Source organism: Modicisalibacter sp. MOD 31.J (assembly GCF_020147985.1).
Taxonomy (GTDB): Bacteria; Pseudomonadota; Gammaproteobacteria; order Pseudomonadales; family Halomonadaceae; genus Modicisalibacter; species Modicisalibacter coralii.
On record NZ_JAGXFF010000003.1, the window covers coordinates 473,656 to 490,410 of the forward strand.

Genomic DNA, 16,755 nt, shown 5'->3' on the forward strand with positions numbered 1-16,755 from the left:
CGAGCACATGCACTGACACGCCTACAAAAGGAATCGAGATGACCGCATCGACGACTTCGTCACGACCGGAAGAAGGTATACAGAGAAGTGCCACGCGCCATCGCGCCTCCAGTGCCTGGTCCATCATGCATCCGGTCAAGAGACAGATCGGCTATGCCATGGGACTTTCCGTCACTTCGTCTCTGCTGGGACTGCTGTGCATGGGCCTACTTACCCTCACGGTCAAGGCGCTGCTCGAACGCCCTCAAACCTGGCCATGGGAACTCATGCTGGGCGTGCTGGCCTGCACCGTCACGGCCTACTTAACCCGACTGGGCGCCTTCAATCAGGCGCACTTCGCTGCCTTCCGGTTGGAACGCATCCTGCGCATGCGCTTGTGCGACCGTTTGGCCAGGGTATCCATGGGGTACGTACAAGCCCAAGGCGCTGGAGCCCTGACCAAGGTCATCCACGACGATGTCAGGGCGCTCCATGTCTTCGTCGCCGATAGCACACCGCTTTATGCCCGCGCTTATGTTACCCCTGTGGTCACGTTCTGCGTACTCATGTGGCTGGACTGGCGACTTGCCCTAGGCACCCTGGGCGTCTTGATCCTGGGCTTCGGTGTTCTGAGAAAAGCGCTACGCCGACGAGGCGAGATGGTCAGGCTCTACAACGATGCCCGCGAAAGAGTCAGCTCCGCTATCGTCGAGTTCGTACAAGCGATGCCCGTGGTCAGAACGTTCGACACCGGCCATTCGACGTTCGGACGCTATCAACAAGCCTTGACAGAATATTTGGACGTCCTGACCCGCTGGTACCGAGAATCCGGGGTTTCCGCGCGATTTTCCTGGGTGGTGCTCAGCCCGATGCTGACGCTGATCGTCGTGCTTTGGCTCGGCACCGTACTGACCCAGCAAGGAGACCTCGACCCCGTACGCTGGCTGGCGGTACTGCTTTTATGCACCGGTATGGCCGAAGCCGTGATGCCGATGATGATGCTCCGTCACATGGTCGATAAGGTGAAGCTCAGCATCGCCCGCATCCATGATGTGATGGCGGCACCTTGCCTGCCCACTCCCAGCCCCGATGTCGAGCAGCGACCTCGAGATGCCAGTGTGCGTTTCGAGAACGTGAGCTTTCGCTACACCTCCACGAGTAATGAAGCGCTCAACGATATCAGCTTCACTGCCGCCCCCGGCACCGTCACCGCTCTCGTCGGACCTTCTGGGGCCGGCAAGAGCAGCGTGGCCAAGCTAATCCTGCGGTTCTGGGACGTCTCCGAGGGGCGCGTTCTGGTGGGAGGCGTCGATGTCCGCGACATGACATCCAACACCTTGATGCATCAGGTCTCCTTCGTCTTCCAGGACACCTTCCTGTTCTCCGATAGCATCGCGGATAACATCCGTCTGGGCATGTACGGCACCGATATGGATAGCGTGATCGCGGCGGCGAAGGCCGCACAAGCACACGATTTCATCATGGAGCTTCCCGACGGATACGACACTCGCGTCGGCGAACGCGGCATATTCCTCTCGGGTGGGCAACGACAACGTATCACCATCGCTCGAGCCATTCTGCAGAATCGCCCGATTCTCGTTCTCGACGAGGCAACGGCTTTCGCCGACCCGGAAAACGAAGCCGCGCTGGTCTCTGCTCTCTCACAACTGATGCAGGGCAAGACGGTGATCATGGTGGCTCACCGCCTGGCCACCATTCGGGATGCCGATCTGATTCTCGTCCTCGACGAGGGGCATCTCATCGAAAGTGGACGCCACCAAGTTCTGGTGGAACGTGGCGGCACCTACGCACGCCTGTGGCACAGCTACGAAATGGCCCAGCACTGGTCCCTCGGGCAGGCCGGTCAGCACACCATCAAGACCCATGAGGCGTAAGCATGAGCACCCGATCCCACACCTCAAGCCGACAACAACCGACGTCTTGGCTCACCACCTATCACCAACTTCTGGAGAGCGTCGGGCCAGAGGCGCCGAATCTGCGCCGCAGTATCATCGGATTGTTGGCCGCCGCTGCGACACAAGGCTTGGCACTCGCCTGCATTGCACCTTTGCTGTCTGCGCTTCTCACGAGGAGTGACACCATAGAAGCACTGTACTGGCTGAGCCTATGCACGGCCCTGGTCGTACTGAGCCTGACCCTACGCTGGCGTTCACAAAACTTCGATTTCGATGGAAAAATGGCCAAGTCCACCCATCGACTTCGCATCCAACTCGGCGAGCAGTTACGGCACATACCATTGGAAACTTTACTGAGCCGGCGTACCGGCGAGCTGAATTCCATGGTGCTTAATAATGTAGATGAGAACTTGGCTCACACTCTGACCATTCTCAACCTGATCTTCATTGCGCTGATAACCCCCCTGTGTACCGCACTAGCCCTGTTAGCCGTGGATTGGCGCATGGCATTGGCATTGCTTCTCCTATTCCCCGCCATCATCCCGTTATACCGCTGGCGCCGACCAGCACTAGGTCGCGGCAAACGCATCCTCGGCGAAGCCCATCAGCAAGCCAATGCCGATGTCTTGGAATATACGCAGGGACTGCCAGTGCTGCGAGCAGCCTGCCAGACAGGTGCCAAGGCCGAACGCCTGGCCTCTACATTCAAGCACCTTGAAACCATTCAGACGATCGGACACCGCAAGGGCACAAAGCCTAATATTCTCGTGGCCAGCGTCGTCGAAATCGGTTTGCTCATCGTGCTGGGGCTGGGCGTGAGGTGGGTGCTCGACTCCTCGCTGGATGTGGCCGTGCTCGCGGCCCTCTTCGTTATCGTCGCTCGACTGTCCGAGCCCTTATCGACCTTCATCCTCTACACGGCCATCCTCGAGTTGATCGAATCCGCCTTGGAGCGCATCCGCTCACTGCTGGCAATTCCGCCTCTGGAACAACACCAGCCCGAGAAACTACCAGAGTCCTTCGACGTTCGATTCGACGACGTGAGCTTTCAATACGAGCAAGGAAGTTCACCGGCCGTGCGTGATTTCAATGCGGACTTGCCTCCCCAGAGCCTGACAGCGCTGGTAGGTCCTTCCGGCTCGGGAAAGACGACCCTGACGAAGCTTTTGCTGCGCCATGCAGATCCACAATCCGGAAGCATTCGCATCGGAGGAGTGGGCATCCGGCAGATCCCAATTAGCCGACTTCATGACTTAATATCGGTCGTTTTCCAGGACGTCTACCTCTTCGACGACACGATCATGTCCAACATCCGAATGGGTAAGCCTGCCGCCACCGATGAAGAGGTTCTCAGAGCCGCCCGGGCCGCTCAATGCCTGGACTTCATCGAGAAACTGCCGCATGGCTGGGAGACACGAATCGGCGAGATCGGTGGCTGCCTGTCCGGTGGTGAGCGACAACGGATTTCCATCGCACGCGCTTTATTGAAAGACGCGCCCATCGTCATTCTGGACGAGCCGACCGCTGCCCTCGACAGCGAGAGCGAAGTGGCAGTGCAGTGCGCGATCGATGCCTTGGTCAGGGACAGGACCGTCATCGTCATCGCACACCGGCTCACGACCATCGTCGGGGCGGACCAAATCCTGGTTCTCGAAGATGGTCAACTGGTGGAAAGGGGGTGTCACGCCGAACTCATGGAATCGTCAGGGTGCTATCGGCGCATGTGGGAAGCGCAGCAGAGAGTCAAGAACTGGCACGTGGCAGAGGTTCGCGAAAATAGTGCGGCTCACCACAAATAACCATCCAGAGGTTCGGTAACAACACTATCCGCCTTTTGGAATGAAAAGTCGCTATAGAAAATAAATTATCGTGGAGTTTGTTGACCGCTCTTGGCGATCGGTCAACCCCGCGATTAACTAATGAAATCGGCCGTGAGTCGCTGATCGATTAGTCAAATAAAGGGAGGCAAGGGAATGAGTAAGTCATCCGCTAATCCATCGTCAGGTATAAGTATGCTCACCGTCTTCATGACTGTGGCAGCACCGGCAGTTGCACAGGATACGGCCAACGAATCCGATCAGATAAGCGAACTGCCGACGGTTCTGGTTTCTGGCGAAAAAATGAATCGCCAACTTCAAGATACGGCGACTTCGGTCACGGTACTGAGTAGCGAAAATCTGGAAAAGAAAGAGGGCGCAGCGACGGTTTCGGATGTCATCGGTAATATCCCGAATGTGATCATCACCGACTCGCCAGGTGCTCCAGTAATTCGAGGACAGGATGCCCAGGGGCCGAATTTCGGTTCGACTGCATTCTTTGGTGGTACCTTGCCTCGTGCCACCTTCAATGTGGACGGACATTACCTCTCGTACTACGAATTAGTCTACGGTGCGACCTCGATCTGGGACGTCGAAAGTATCGAGGTCTTCCGAGGGCCGCAGACGGTTTCCCAGGGTGCCAACAGCATCGCTGGGGCCATCGTCGTAAACACCAAGGATCCAACTTTCGAGAAAGAAGGGGCCGCCCAACTGCAGTATGGAAACCGGAACAAGCGACGAGCCTCGCTGGCTGCCTCCGGCCCGCTCTCCGACGAAGTCGCTGCACGACTTTCCTTGGATTACTCGGGGCGCGATACCTTTATCGATTATACCAATCCGAATTATTCCCAAGGTAAGACTGACCCGGATTTCGAATACAAGAACGCCCGGATGAAACTGCTATGGTGGCCTTCTAATCTGGGGGGGCTTGAGGCGAAGCTCACTTTCTCTCATACGCAGAACAACTCTCCCACCTGGGAATCAGCCTCAGCCCCGTATGAGGAACTCGACAACATGACGACCTCTATGCCCAGCTGGAAGCAACGGGGAAACACGCTCATAGCCGATGTCAGCTATGACTTCGGTAATGGCCTGCAGCTCATCGAGCAACTGCAGCATACGAACATGCACGTCAACCGCGTGGCCGAGCCGGCCTCGAATGGCTCCGGATCCATCGACCAAAAAAACCTGTCGAACGAAGTGCGGCTGCAGTTCGGTAGTCCCGATGACCGTGTCAGCGGATTCATAGGGAATTACGTGGCTAAAACGGATTCGGATGACGTTCTCCATGTCAATGGGCTTTCGCAGTTCGAAGACGAAAAGACCAACCTTGGTCTCTATGGTGAGGTCGCTTATAGATTCGCGGATCGCTGGACATTGACCGGTGGGTTGCGCTACCAACGCGACGATGTCACCCGAACCGGGACGTCCTCCTACGCCAGCGTACCGCTCGATTTCGACGAAACGTTCGATGCCTGGCTTCCCAAGGTGTCTCTTGCCTATGAAGCCACCCAGAACGTCACGCTCGGCGCGCTGGTCAACAAGGGATACAACCCGGGCGGCATCAACCTAAGCTTCGCTCGACAGGATTACGTAGCCTTCGACGAAGAGTCCGTCTGGAATTATGAGCTATTCAGCCGTGCCCGTCTTCTTGACAACCGATTGGTCGTGTCCGGCAACCTTTTCTACAGTGACTACAAGGACTCACAACGCCAGATTCCAGACTACTTGAATGGCCGTCAATTCGGTAGCGTTGCTGTGAATACCGAACAGGCCAAGGCCTATGGACTGGAGCTGTCGGCGAACTATCAGGTGCAGGAGCGATTGAAGATCAATGCTGGGGTCGGCCTGCTGGAAACGAAGCTCGAGGAGCTTTCCAGTCTTGGCGGTGACACCTATGAAGGCAACGAATTCGGGCGTGCCCCGGGATACACGTTCAACCTCGGTGCAGACTGGGACATCACACCCAAGATTCGACTCAGCGGAGATCTTCGCTATACGGACGGCTACCACTCAACAGATGAAAATGCCCCCGGCTACGAAGTCGATGGCTACACGGTAACCAACGCTCGACTCACCTATGCCCCCTTCGGGCACCTCAAACTCTTCGCTTTCGCGCACAACATCTTCGATGAGCGCACTCCGACTTATCTCTATGATGATCGCTCTGTCGGCGGGAAAGTTGCCAACATGCTGGAACCGCGTGAGATGGGCATCGGTGTAAAGATGACCTACTAACCTATGGGGTATCCTGACCTGGGGGAGGCACACCTCCCCCTTACTCTCGCATCACTGCCGAACTCACGGTAAAAGACATTGCCAAGCCTCACCGGATGATCACGACATTCATTTCCCATTCACTGGAATGGCGCAGCACATCACTATCTGGACTCATTCTTCCGTATCGCTCTCACGAGATGCCATCCATTCGGCGATCGCATTCAGCGCATGTTCGGCACTCGCTATTGAAGGAGTCGTGACGGCAACGGAGTCCATAAACAGGATTCGATCTTCACGTGCGGGTTTCAGAAAACGTTCCCACGCAGGTACGAGACGGTCCAGGTCGTTGCGTATGCCTGCCTCGCCTCGCCTCTCTCCTGCGTAACTGTTCATCACGATGAGCAAATCGGGATCAAGCCTTCCTACCAGTTCGGTACTGAGAGGCACCAGCAGCGTCGACCCCAGCCCGACCAGCCCTTGGTTTTTTAACTCCAGACGCGTATAGCCCAGATCCTCGACCGCCTGCACGACTCCGGACATTTCCCCGACGGCGTTAAGCTGATCGGTCAACAGAATCGCCAGGTAAGTCTTGCCTTGCGGGTCCTCGGGCAGGCTGGCACGGACCTGTGCCAGGCGCTGCTGATATTCCGCCTTGCGCTTGTTGAATACCTCTTCACGGTCCAGCAGTCGAGCCAGTGAGGCCTGGGCCTCGAATCCGTGAACCCGGCCTGTACTGCTGTTCTGAACATAGACGGGCGCAATATTGGAGAATCGCTTGGCCTTGTCCAGATCGTATTCGGTGCAGACGATGAGATCGGGGCGCAACGCACGTATCTTCTCGATGTCGATGCCACCGACTGGGCCAATCCCCTTCGGCGATGGTGCCCCCTCACCGAGTACCGTGCGGTAGAAATCGACGGCCATCAGACTGCTGCCGTCATCGGCGCGCCCGTAGCTGCCTACCGGTACGACGCCCAGGTCCGCCATCGGCACGCCCAGCAGCGGCTCGTGCAACACCACGATACGCTCGGGGCTTTCCGGCACAGTCACTTTGCGTTTGGCATCATCAATGACGACGCGCTCATCCGCGAAGGCCACCGGGACGGTAACCGCTGCGGCCAGCACCACGAATTGCAAAGCAAATAGAACTCGCTGTCGCATTGTCAGCCTCTCATTCGGAACGCAGGTTCGCCAGCGCCCGCAGGCGCAGAGTCAGTATGAATAGGGGGACGCCGATCAGCGTTAGACTCAGCCCGAGTGGCAGGGCGAGATCACTCGTGGCGAAACGGACCAGCGTATCGGCAGCCACGACCAGCAGCCCGCCAGTCAGTGCGGAGAGGATCAGCCGCGCCCGTCCCGCTGAGCGCGACAGGAAGCCCGCCAAGTGCGGGGCCATCACCCCTAGAAAGACCAGCGGCCCCACGGCTGCGACTGCCGCTGAGGTCAGCAGCACTGCCACGAAAAGAATCAGTGGCTTGGACCAGTTCACCGGCACGCCCAGCGCCATGGCCGTTTCATCGCCCAGGTCATGGCAGCGCATTGACCGGCCCAGCACGATGATCGCAGGCAGACTCAACGTGAACCACGGCAGCAGTGCGACAATGCTGCCCCAGCTAGCCTGGAACAGTGATCCGGCCAGCCAAGCGGAAACGGCGAATGAAATCTCCGGCGGCGCATAGAGAATCAGAATCGACGAAACCGAAGAAAGCACGGTATCGACGGCAATCCCCATCAGCAGGATTGTCAGTCCGGTGTTGCCACCCGAACTTCCCCTCATCAGCCACATCAGCAATGCCGCCACCGCCAGCCCGCCCAGGACGGCCGCCATCGGTATCAGCCCCAGCGGCGCCGAGGGTATGAACAGCAGCAGCAGCAGGATCGTGACCATCGATCCCTGACTCAGCCCCAAGAGGCCGGGATCGGCCAGTGGATTCCGCGAGAGCGATTGCAACAACGCCCCCGTCAACGCCAGGCACCACCCGGCCATGAACCCCAGCACGATGCGGGGCAGCCGCACGTTCATCAATGCGAAATACAGATCGTCGTTCAGCTCACCGTGCCAGGCGGCAGCCAGATCGGTCACCTGAGTGTCCTCGAAGCCGATACTCAGCGACAGCGTCGTCATCACCACTACGGCCACCGTCAGAACCGCCATGGTGGCAAGGTTGCCCACCCCGATTTCGAGCCCGCCCGTAAAGCGCAGAACGGGACGTCCGTCGATGGCACGTTCGTATTTCATCCCTTGGCCCATCTACCCGCAGTCAAGTAGTAGCGGCGCACGATCAGTACAAAGACCACCCCGCCAACCAGATCCAGCACCAACCCGGTGTGCACGACGGCGGGCAGGAAGGCATGACGAGCAATGAGATCGGCCAGCAGGCAGGCGGTCGCTCCCACCAGCGCTGCGCCGGGCAGGCTGCGAGCGAGATCGGCTCCGGCGCAAGGACGCACGATGTGTGGCACGACCAGCCCCACGAAGCCGAGAGGCCCGCACACTGCTACGGAAGAGCTCGCTGCCAGTACGACCGCCAGCAACGCCAGGGCCCTGACCCAACGCACGTTAACCCCAGCCGAGGCCGCCTTGTCGGTGCCGAGCATGATCAGTGTCAACGGACGAGCCAGAAGATACAGCAGAGCCAGCGCAGCCAGGCCTATCCACCAGAAGCGAAACAGCTGGTCAGCATAGACGTGGTTGATATTGCCCGATACCCAGCCGAGGAAGTCCGTCCTTCGTGTCGGGTCGGTCAGCAGTACGGCATTGGCGATGCCGAAGAGCAGCATGGAGGTCAGCGCCCCCGACAAGATCAATGCCAACCCGCTCTGGTCCTGTACCAGACCCGCGAGCCGTGCCACGGCGAGGCAGGTAGCAAACCCGAACAATCCCCCCAACACTGCGGCAGCGCCACGCCCATCGATGCCGAGATTCAGAAAGTATGCACCGGCTAGAACGAAGAGCATCGCCCCGGCATTGATGCCTAGCGTCGTGGGTGAAGCCAGTGGATTCCGCGTCAGTCCTTGCAGAACCAGCCCACTACACGCCATCAGCGCACCGGCATGCAGCGCGATGAGTACGCGTGGCAGGCGCTGATACAGCACGATGTAATGATCATAGTTCTCCGGGTCGAAGCGCAGAAATGCCTCAGCCACTACCGATACTGGAATCGTGGTTGCACCGAAACAGAGCTCAGCCATCAGCGCGGTACAGAAAACCGTGAGTGCACCGGCAAAGGACCAGGCGTTCCGACGACTCACGCGGGCATTCACTGGGCGGCAACCTGAGGCAAGCAAACCAGTCTTCCATTGCGCCTGAACACCTCCGCCTGAAGGTCGAAGACATGTGCCACCGTCGAGGCAGTGATCGTCTCCGCCACGCTCCCTGCAGCCGCGACCCGTCCGTCACGGAGCATCACCACCTCATCGGCAAAAGCGGCAGCCAGGTTCAGATCGTGCAAGACTGCGATGATGGTCTTGCCGTGCTGCAGGGTCAGAGTACGCACCAGCTCCAGCACGGCATACTGATACTTGATATCCAGATGATTTACCGGCTCATCCATCAGTACGACCTCGGCATCCTGAGCCAATACCATGGCAAGCCAGGCGCGCTGCCGCTGACCTCCTGACAGCGAATTGACCGGGCGGTGTGCCATGTCAACCAGCCCAACCGTCTCCAATGCTGCATGGAACAACTGTCGGTCTTTGTCACTCGGCCCGCCCAGGAGCGGGTAGCGCGCATAACCACCCAGCCGGACCAACTCCCCAAGGGTAAAATAGTCTGGACAGTGGTTTTCCTGGGGCAGATAGGCGATGCGACGGGCTAGTGCCCGCCGACCCAGCGCCGACACTGCATGGTCGCCGATGCGTATGCTGCCACGCGTAACAGGCAGGAAGCCCATGATGGCTTTCAGCAGCGTGGACTTGCCACAGCCGTTCGCTCCAACCAGAGCCGTCAGTCGCCCTTGCCGGAATCGGGCAGAAAACTGCTTTAAAACCATGTCTTTACCATAGGATGCCGCCAAATTCTCAACGACTAGCATGACTCGTTCCTTACAGCCTCGCCTGCGCACTTGATTGCATCCGGTTCCGACTGTAGCATTAGATGCAAATACATATCAATAACGAATGATATATAGTATCACTCCTGCTTGGGAAGAACGTCCGCCTACAGGCTTTCCTGAGCAAGGCAGCACCGGGCATAGGGGGATGAAAACGATGGAACCGCGGGATATGCGAGGCACACGACTTGCCCCATTCGGGCAACGAGGAGAATCGCGACATGGATGACCGACCGCCCCTGAAGCTCATGCAGCAGATATCGGCCTATCGGACCTCACAGTGCATTCACACGGCGGTCGAGCTCGACATACCCGCTCATCTCAGTCAGGGACCGCAGACCGCCAGCGAACTCGCACGTGCCGCCGCCATTGAAGAAGGGTTGCTATCCCGACTTATGGATCACCTGGTCAATGAGGATATTTTCGCACGCGACGAGTCCGGCCGTTACGGACTCACCGAGGCATCCCGGTTTCTCTTGCCTGAGTCCACGAACTCCCTCCACCCTTGGGTGGAGTGTGAGCTTCACCCACTGTACTGGCTAGCGTGGACACACCTGACCGAGCAGCTACGTAGCGGTACTCCTGCCTTTGAGCTGGCCCACGGGCGGACCTTCTTCGACTATCTGAGTCAGGATAAGATGGCTCGCAAGAGGTTTGACGCTGAAATGCGTGCGGCCTCCTTGGGAATGGGGCACTTCGTCGCTCAACAGCTGGACTTCCCTGAAGGCACGACGGTCGTGGACGTAGGAGGAGGAGATGGCTCCTTCCTTGCGCAGGTATTGAAGAGAAACCCTGGCACGAAGGGCATATTGTTCGAACTGCCGCGCACGGATGATGAATTCCACCCCGACATGACCGACATGATTCGAAACCGGCGCGCGATAGTCGAGTACGGTTCTTTCTTCGAATTCCTTCCGCCAGGTGGCGATGCCTATATTTTCAGCAGGGTATTCCATGACTTCGATGATGCAGCAATCAGTCAGGTATTGGAGAAGGCACGCGCCACCATGCGGACACAAGCCCGACTGTTCATTATAGACATGATACTGGAGCAAACCCGGGAGAATCCTGGCAAATCCTCGCAGGACATGGTCATGATGCTGTTGCTTGGAGGGAGAGAACGAACCCAGGAAGAATTCTGTCAGATGCTCGCCAAAGAAGGTTTCGAGTGCATCAGCACCATACCCACCAACACGCCGCTCAGGATTCTCGAGTTTCGCAACGGAGACATCAATGGGGCACCAGCCACCTGAGATTCCTACTTTGTCATCTGATTTAACCGTCGACGACCAGAACTCCTTTCACTCCTCGACGTCTTCCATCGGCTTCTTGTGGCTCTGCCCGCCATCTGAGGCGAGCGGCCCTGGCGTAAGGGTCCGCTCTCGAGAGACGCGCCGGCTTACGCCGGTGGGCACGTCGCCCGAGAGAGCCCCCCTGTCGATCGATACCACTCAGTCCGTCTTGACCGGGCCGGCGAGGTAGACCGAGTCCGGGACGGGCTCCATCCACTCGACCGGCGAGCCGTCCTGCGACTCCTGAATGGCGACGTGCTGCATCGCCGTGGTGTCGGTGGCGCCATGCCAATGGCGACGACCGCAGTGGCACCAGATCAGGTCGCCCGGGCGAATCTCGGTCTTCGGCCCGCCCTCGCACTGGGTCCAGCCCACGCCGTCGGTCACCAGCAGGATCTGCCCGACCGGATGCGTGTGCCAGTTGGTACGCGCACCCGGCTCGAAATTGACCACGGCAACGCCCACCCGCGAAGGCGCCGGCGCACTGAAGACCCGGTCGATGCGGACCTGGCCGGTGAAATACTCACTCGGCCCCTGGATGGCGTCGCTGGAACCGGCGCGCTGCACCAGCATGTCTTCTGACGAGGCGTGGGTCTCATTCATGGCAACCTCCTGCGATTGCTGCGTGTCGTGGTGTCCGTTAAACGGTAGCAGGCCGCGATTGAGCCGAGTATATGTAAAATCCTGAATGCAGCATGAAGGGGAGCTTCATAATGGCGGCGTATCGGCTGGACGATCTGGCCGTCTTCGTGACGGTGGGGCGCGAGGGCAACTTCACCCGCGCGGCGGCGCATCTCGGCGTATCGCCCTCGGCGGTGAGCCAGACGTTGCGGGGGCTGGAAGAGCGCCTCGGGGTGCGCCTGCTGACGCGCACGACGCGTCGCGTCACGCGTACCGAGGCAGGCGAGAAGCTGCTGCGCGAGATCGCCCCGCTGCTGGAGGCGATCGAGGCGCAGGTAACCGCCGTGACCGAACTGCGGGCGCGCCCGGCGGGCACGGTACGCATCACCGCGGACGAATACGCGGCGCGTCACGTCCTGTGGCCGAAGCTGCTCCCCCTGCTGGAAGCCTACCCCGAACTCACCATCGAACTGACCACCGACTACGGGCTGACGGACATCGTCGCCGAACGCTTCGACGCCGGGGTGCGCCTGGGTGGCACCGTCGCCGCCGACATGATCGCCGTGCCGATCGGCCCGCGCATGCGGCTGGTCACCGTGGCCTCACCCGACTATCTGGCGCGGCATGGCATGCCCCGGACGCCGGAAGCGTTGACGAGCCATCGTTGCATCAACCTGCGTCTGCCCACCCACGGCGGGCTCTATGCCTGGGAGTTCGGCAACGGCGGCCGCGAATTTCGGGTCCGCGTCAGCGGTCCGTTGATCATGAACAGCGTGGAACAGATCCTCGATGCCTGTCTTGCCGGGGTGGGCCTGGCGCAACTGCCCGACGGGCTGGTTCAGGCGCACCTGGAGCGCGGCGACCTGCAGGAGGTCCTCGCCGACTGGTCCGAGCCCTTCACGGGCTATCATCTCTACTACCCGAATCGCCGTCAGCAGACCGCGGCCTTTAGGGTCGTGGTGGAGGCGTTGCGGGGGCGTTCTGGGTGACGTGACATTGCAATATTCAGCGTTCATGGCGATATGACCACCGAACCGCGCAATGCCCAGATATGGGGTGCGATGGGCCATTACGCTGCGATACAGTGGCTAATAAAGGGGATTGCGTCAGGCCCAGCGGATCGTGCCAGCGTGTCATGTCGAATCCTCACCGATAGCACGCTGGAGACACGATGCCGACGCCTCACTCGCAATCGCAGAACTTCGGTTTCTTGGCCGAGCACGACCCGCTGTTCGTGCAGCTTGCCGGCGCCGCAGAACAGGCCTTCTCCAGCGATCCGAACACGACCCTGATCAAGCTTCGTCAGTTGGGCGAAGCGATTGCGCAGCATATAGCGGCGCTCTCGGGTATCGAGTTCGATAGCAAAACGCCGCAAAGCGATCTGCTGTATCGCCTGAACCGGGAGTTGCAGTTCGACTCGGTGGTGCGTGAGTTGTTTCATACTCTGCGGATCGAGGGTAACCGGGCCAACCATCAGTTCAGGACGCAGCACCGCGAGGCCATGGAGGGGCTGAAGGTCGCGCGCGAGCTGGCAATCTGGTTTCACCGTGCCTTCGGTCAGCACAGCTCGGCCTTCAAGCCGGGGCCTTTCGTTCCGCCTGCCGATCCGAGCGCGCAGCAGCGCCAGCTCCAAATCGATATCGAAACTCTCAAGCACGAGCTATTGCGTGCCAACGAAGCCCTGGACTCCAGTCAGCAGCTCAACGAGTTGATCGAACAGGAGCGATCGGAGTACGAGGCATTGGCGCTGGCGATGGACGAAGAGTCCCGCGCGAAAGCCCGGGAAGCGGCCTCTCACGAGCAGGCCCTGGTCGATCAGCAGCAGGCCTACGAGCAGAAGGTCGTGGCACTACAGCGCCAGCTCGCCGAGGGCAGCCAGCAGGCGGTGACATCGACGCGCCGGCAGGTCACTCAGCAAATGCAGAATGCCAGCCAGCAGATCGTGCTGGATGAGGCGCTGACGCGAATCTTGATCGATCAGCAACTTATCGAGGCCGGTTGGGAAGCGGACACGCAGGCACTGAGCTTCAAGAACGGCGCGCGGCCCGAGAAAGGCTGCAATCGTGCCATCGCGGAATGGCCGACGGTCGGCCATGAGAAAGCCGACTACGTGCTCTTTCACGGGCTGACACCCCTGGCCGTGGTGGAAGCCAAGAAGGAGAACGTCAATATCGCCGGCAAGATCGGCCAGGCGGAGCGCTACAGTCGCGGCATGAAGATCGAGTCGCCGCTCATTGGCGCCTGGGAGCTGGCCGGACGCACCATCGCCTGGGCGGACGAGCAGGAGGGGCACTACAAGGTGCCGTTCGTCTACTCCTGCAATGGGCGCCCCTATGTGCCGCAACAGCCCGAACTCTCCGGCACCTGGTTCCGCGACGTTCGCGAGCCGAGCAATCTGAAGCGTGCCCTGCAGGCCTTTCACACGCCGGCCGGTCTGCTGGACCAGCTTCGCCGTAGCAAAGAAAACGCCGAAGCCCACTTGGCCAATGAACCCTTCGGCTATCTAGGGCTGCGTGATTATCAGCAGAAGGCCATCATCGCCACGGAGACCGCGCTAGCGCAGGGTACGCGTCGGGCGCTGCTGGCCATGGCGACCGGCACCGGCAAGACGCGCACGATCATCGGTTTGATGTATCGGTTCCTCAAGGCCGAGCGCTTTCATCGCATTCTCTTTCTGGTGGACCGTACCGCGCTCGGTGACCAGGCGCTGGGCGCGTTCGCGGAAGCGCGACTGGAGCAGAACCAGTCGCTATCGACGATCTATAACGTGGCCGAACTCGGCGACATGGCGGCGGAAGCCGAAACGCGGGTCCAGGTCGCGACAGTGCAGGCGATGGTCAAACGGATCTTCGCCAGTGACGCGCCGCCGCCGGTGGATCAGTTCGACTGTGTGATCGTCGATGAAGCCCACCGTGGTTACACGCTGGATCAGGAGATGACCGAAGGGGAGATGGCGACCCGTGATGTGCGCCAGTATCTTTCCAGCTACCGCCGTGTCCTCGATTACTTCGATGCGGTGCAGATCGCCCTGACAGCCACGCCCGCGCGCCATACCAGTGAGATCTTCGGCCGACCGGTCTACACCTACTCCTACCGCGAGGCCGTGGCTGATGACTGGCTGATCGATCACGAGCCCCCGGTGCGCTACGAGACACTGCTGACACAGCAGGGCATCACCTTCGACAAGGGCGAGACCGTTCACGCCATCAATACGCAGACCGGCGACGTGGAAACCGCCGAGCTGGAAGACGAACTCAGCTTCGACGTCGATGCCTTCAACAAGGGCGTGCTCAACCCGAACTTCAATCGCGTCATCTGCGAGGAGCTGGCCAAGGAACTCGACCCCTTCGGCGACGAGAAGACGCTGATCTTCTGCGCCTCCGACCGGCATGCCGATGAGGTCAAGAATAAGCTGGATACCGCCTTCAAGGCGATCTACGGCGAGACCTACCCGCAGGCCGCGGTGGAGAAGATCACTGGCAAGAGCGACCGGGCCAACCAGTTGATCCGCCAGTACAAGAACGAGCGTTACCCCAACATTGCCATCACCGTCGACCTGCTCACCACGGGTATCGACGTCCCGGCGATTTGCCATCTGGTGTTCCTGCGTCGGGTGAAGTCTCGGATTCTCTATGAGCAGATGATCGGGCGGGCCACGCGGCGTTGCGACGAGATCGGCAAGACCGTCTTTCGTATCTACGACCCGGTGGATATCTACGCCGCGCTGGCGGCGGTCAGCACCATGCAGCCGCTGGTGAAGGATCCCAATGTCACGCTCGAACAGTTGACTCGGGAACTCACCGACCCGGAGCAGCGCGAACGCGCGCTGAGCTCGCCGGGCGACCGGCCGGACGAGAGCCAGGCCCATGTGGTGCTGCGCCAACTCAGCCAGAAGTTGATGCGCGTGCTGCGCAAGGCGGAGAAAGCCGCCGAGAAGACGCCAGCGCTACGCCACAAGCTCGATGAGCTGGAAACCCTCTGGGAGGTGCCGCCCAAGTCGCTGCACAAGCAGCTAATCGAACTCGGCCCCGTCAAGGCCGCCGAGTTCATCCAGCAGCACGCGGGTCTGATCCATCAACTCGAGGAAGTGAAGTCGCTGACGGGCAGCGAGCGCATGCCGATTATCTCCGAGCACGAAGACGAGATCCGCGAGCGTACCCAGAGCTACGGCGTACACAAGCGCCCGGAAGATTACCTGGAGAGCTTCGAGGCGTTCATTCGTGACAACCTCAACGAATCGGCGGCACTCGCCACCGTGGTCAATCGTCCGCGCGACCTGACTCGCGACGATCTGCGCCAGATCCGGCTGCTGTTGTCTCAGCACGGCTATTCGGAAGCGAATCTGCAGACGGCGGTGCGCAACCAGACCAACCAGGACATCGCCGCGAGCATCATCGGGCATATCCGGCGCGCCGCCCTGGGCGAGGCGCTGGTACCGTTCGAGCAGCGCGTGCAAAGGGCGCTGGCGGGCATCTACAGCCAGCACGGCTGGACGCCCAGCCAGCGCAAGTGGCTGGAGCGGCTGGCCAGGCAGCTCGAGCACGAAGTCGTGCTCGATCGCGAGGCCATCAATCGCCTCCCAGCGTTTGTCGGCGGCGCCAGGCAACTGGATAAGGTGCTCGACGATCAACTGGATACGGTACTGGAGAGCATGAACGACGCACTCTGGCCGGAGCGGCGAGTATAGAAAAGCGGATTTTCTGTGTGGGTGGTGGTGCTCATGTCGATGCCATCGACATGGCCAGCGGCTCATGCGGTTGCCGGGTCTCCGCGCTACGCGAAGCGTCGGCATGGCAGCGACTGAGCGCACCGATCGCCAGACCTGCTGTCGGCGATGTCCAGGGAGCCACACGAGGTG

The 16,755-nt window shown here is 60.0% G+C and carries 11 protein-coding genes; 6 read left to right on the top strand and 5 right to left on the bottom strand.

Annotation, left to right across the window (positions count from 1 at the left end):
• The first annotated feature begins 38 nt into the window (after nt 1–38).
• From KGR00_RS12795 to KGR00_RS12805, 3 genes are all read left to right on the top strand, one after another.
• Nucleotides 39–1,874 carry an ABC transporter ATP-binding protein gene (locus tag KGR00_RS12795; RefSeq protein ID WP_224418382.1) on the top strand — a complete coding sequence of 612 codons (1,836 nt, stop codon included), beginning with the start codon at nt 39–41 and terminating at the stop codon, nt 1,872–1,874.
• A 2-nt stretch (nt 1,875–1,876) separates the two neighbouring features.
• Nucleotides 1,877–3,694, top strand: a complete 1,818-nt coding sequence (locus tag KGR00_RS12800) for an ABC transporter ATP-binding protein (protein WP_224418381.1) — start codon at nt 1,877–1,879, stop codon at nt 3,692–3,694.
• Nucleotides 3,695–3,907: 213 nt separating this feature from the next.
• Nucleotides 3,908–5,950: a TonB-dependent receptor gene (locus KGR00_RS12805; RefSeq protein WP_224418380.1), complete on the top strand. Its 2,043-nt coding sequence runs from the start codon at nt 3,908–3,910 to the stop codon at nt 5,948–5,950.
• A gap of 153 nt (nt 5,951–6,103) precedes the next feature.
• Here the strand turns inward: KGR00_RS12805 and KGR00_RS12810 are convergent, their stop codons facing one another.
• From KGR00_RS12810 to KGR00_RS12825, 4 genes are read right to left on the bottom strand one after another with little or no spacing between them, the layout of a single operon-like run.
• The gene (locus KGR00_RS12810; RefSeq protein WP_224418379.1) at nt 6,104–7,093 is read right to left on the bottom strand and encodes an ABC transporter substrate-binding protein; all 990 of its coding nucleotides are present in this window, start codon (nt 7,091–7,093) and stop codon (nt 6,104–6,106) included.
• Between the two features lie 10 nt (nt 7,094–7,103).
• Nucleotides 7,104–8,171, bottom strand: a complete 1,068-nt coding sequence (locus KGR00_RS12815; protein WP_224418378.1) for an iron ABC transporter permease — start codon at nt 8,169–8,171, stop codon at nt 7,104–7,106.
• On the bottom strand, nt 8,168–9,184 hold the full coding sequence (locus tag KGR00_RS12820; RefSeq protein ID WP_224418377.1) for an iron ABC transporter permease: 1,017 nt from the start codon (nt 9,182–9,184) through the stop codon (nt 8,168–8,170). The genes KGR00_RS12815 and KGR00_RS12820 overlap by 4 nt, the downstream gene beginning before the upstream one ends.
• Nucleotides 9,185–9,192: 8 nt before the next feature.
• Nucleotides 9,193–9,966: an ABC transporter ATP-binding protein gene (locus tag KGR00_RS12825; protein WP_224418376.1), complete on the bottom strand. Its 774-nt coding sequence runs from the start codon at nt 9,964–9,966 to the stop codon at nt 9,193–9,195.
• Between the two features lie 239 nt (nt 9,967–10,205).
• On the opposite strand from KGR00_RS12825, the gene KGR00_RS12830 reads away from it, so the two are divergent.
• The gene (locus KGR00_RS12830) at nt 10,206–11,237 is read left to right on the top strand and encodes a methyltransferase (protein ID WP_224418375.1); all 1,032 of its coding nucleotides are present in this window, start codon (nt 10,206–10,208) and stop codon (nt 11,235–11,237) included.
• Nucleotides 11,238–11,435: 198 nt separating this feature from the next.
• Here the strand turns inward: KGR00_RS12830 and KGR00_RS12835 are convergent, their stop codons facing one another.
• A complete protein-coding gene (locus KGR00_RS12835) occupies nt 11,436–11,879 on the bottom strand; it encodes a cupin domain-containing protein (protein ID WP_224418374.1) in 444 nt (147 codons plus the stop codon).
• A gap of 110 nt (nt 11,880–11,989) precedes the next feature.
• On the opposite strand from KGR00_RS12835, the gene KGR00_RS12840 reads away from it, so the two are divergent.
• Both KGR00_RS12840 and hsdR read left to right on the top strand, forming a co-directional pair.
• A complete protein-coding gene (locus KGR00_RS12840; protein ID WP_224418373.1) occupies nt 11,990–12,886 on the top strand; it encodes a LysR family transcriptional regulator in 897 nt (298 codons plus the stop codon).
• 182 nt (nt 12,887–13,068) lie between these two features.
• Nucleotides 13,069–16,584, top strand: coding sequence for a type I restriction-modification system endonuclease (hsdR, locus tag KGR00_RS12845; protein ID WP_224418372.1), 3,516 nt, complete (start codon nt 13,069–13,071; stop codon nt 16,582–16,584).
• Nucleotides 16,585–16,755 lie beyond the last annotated feature (171 nt).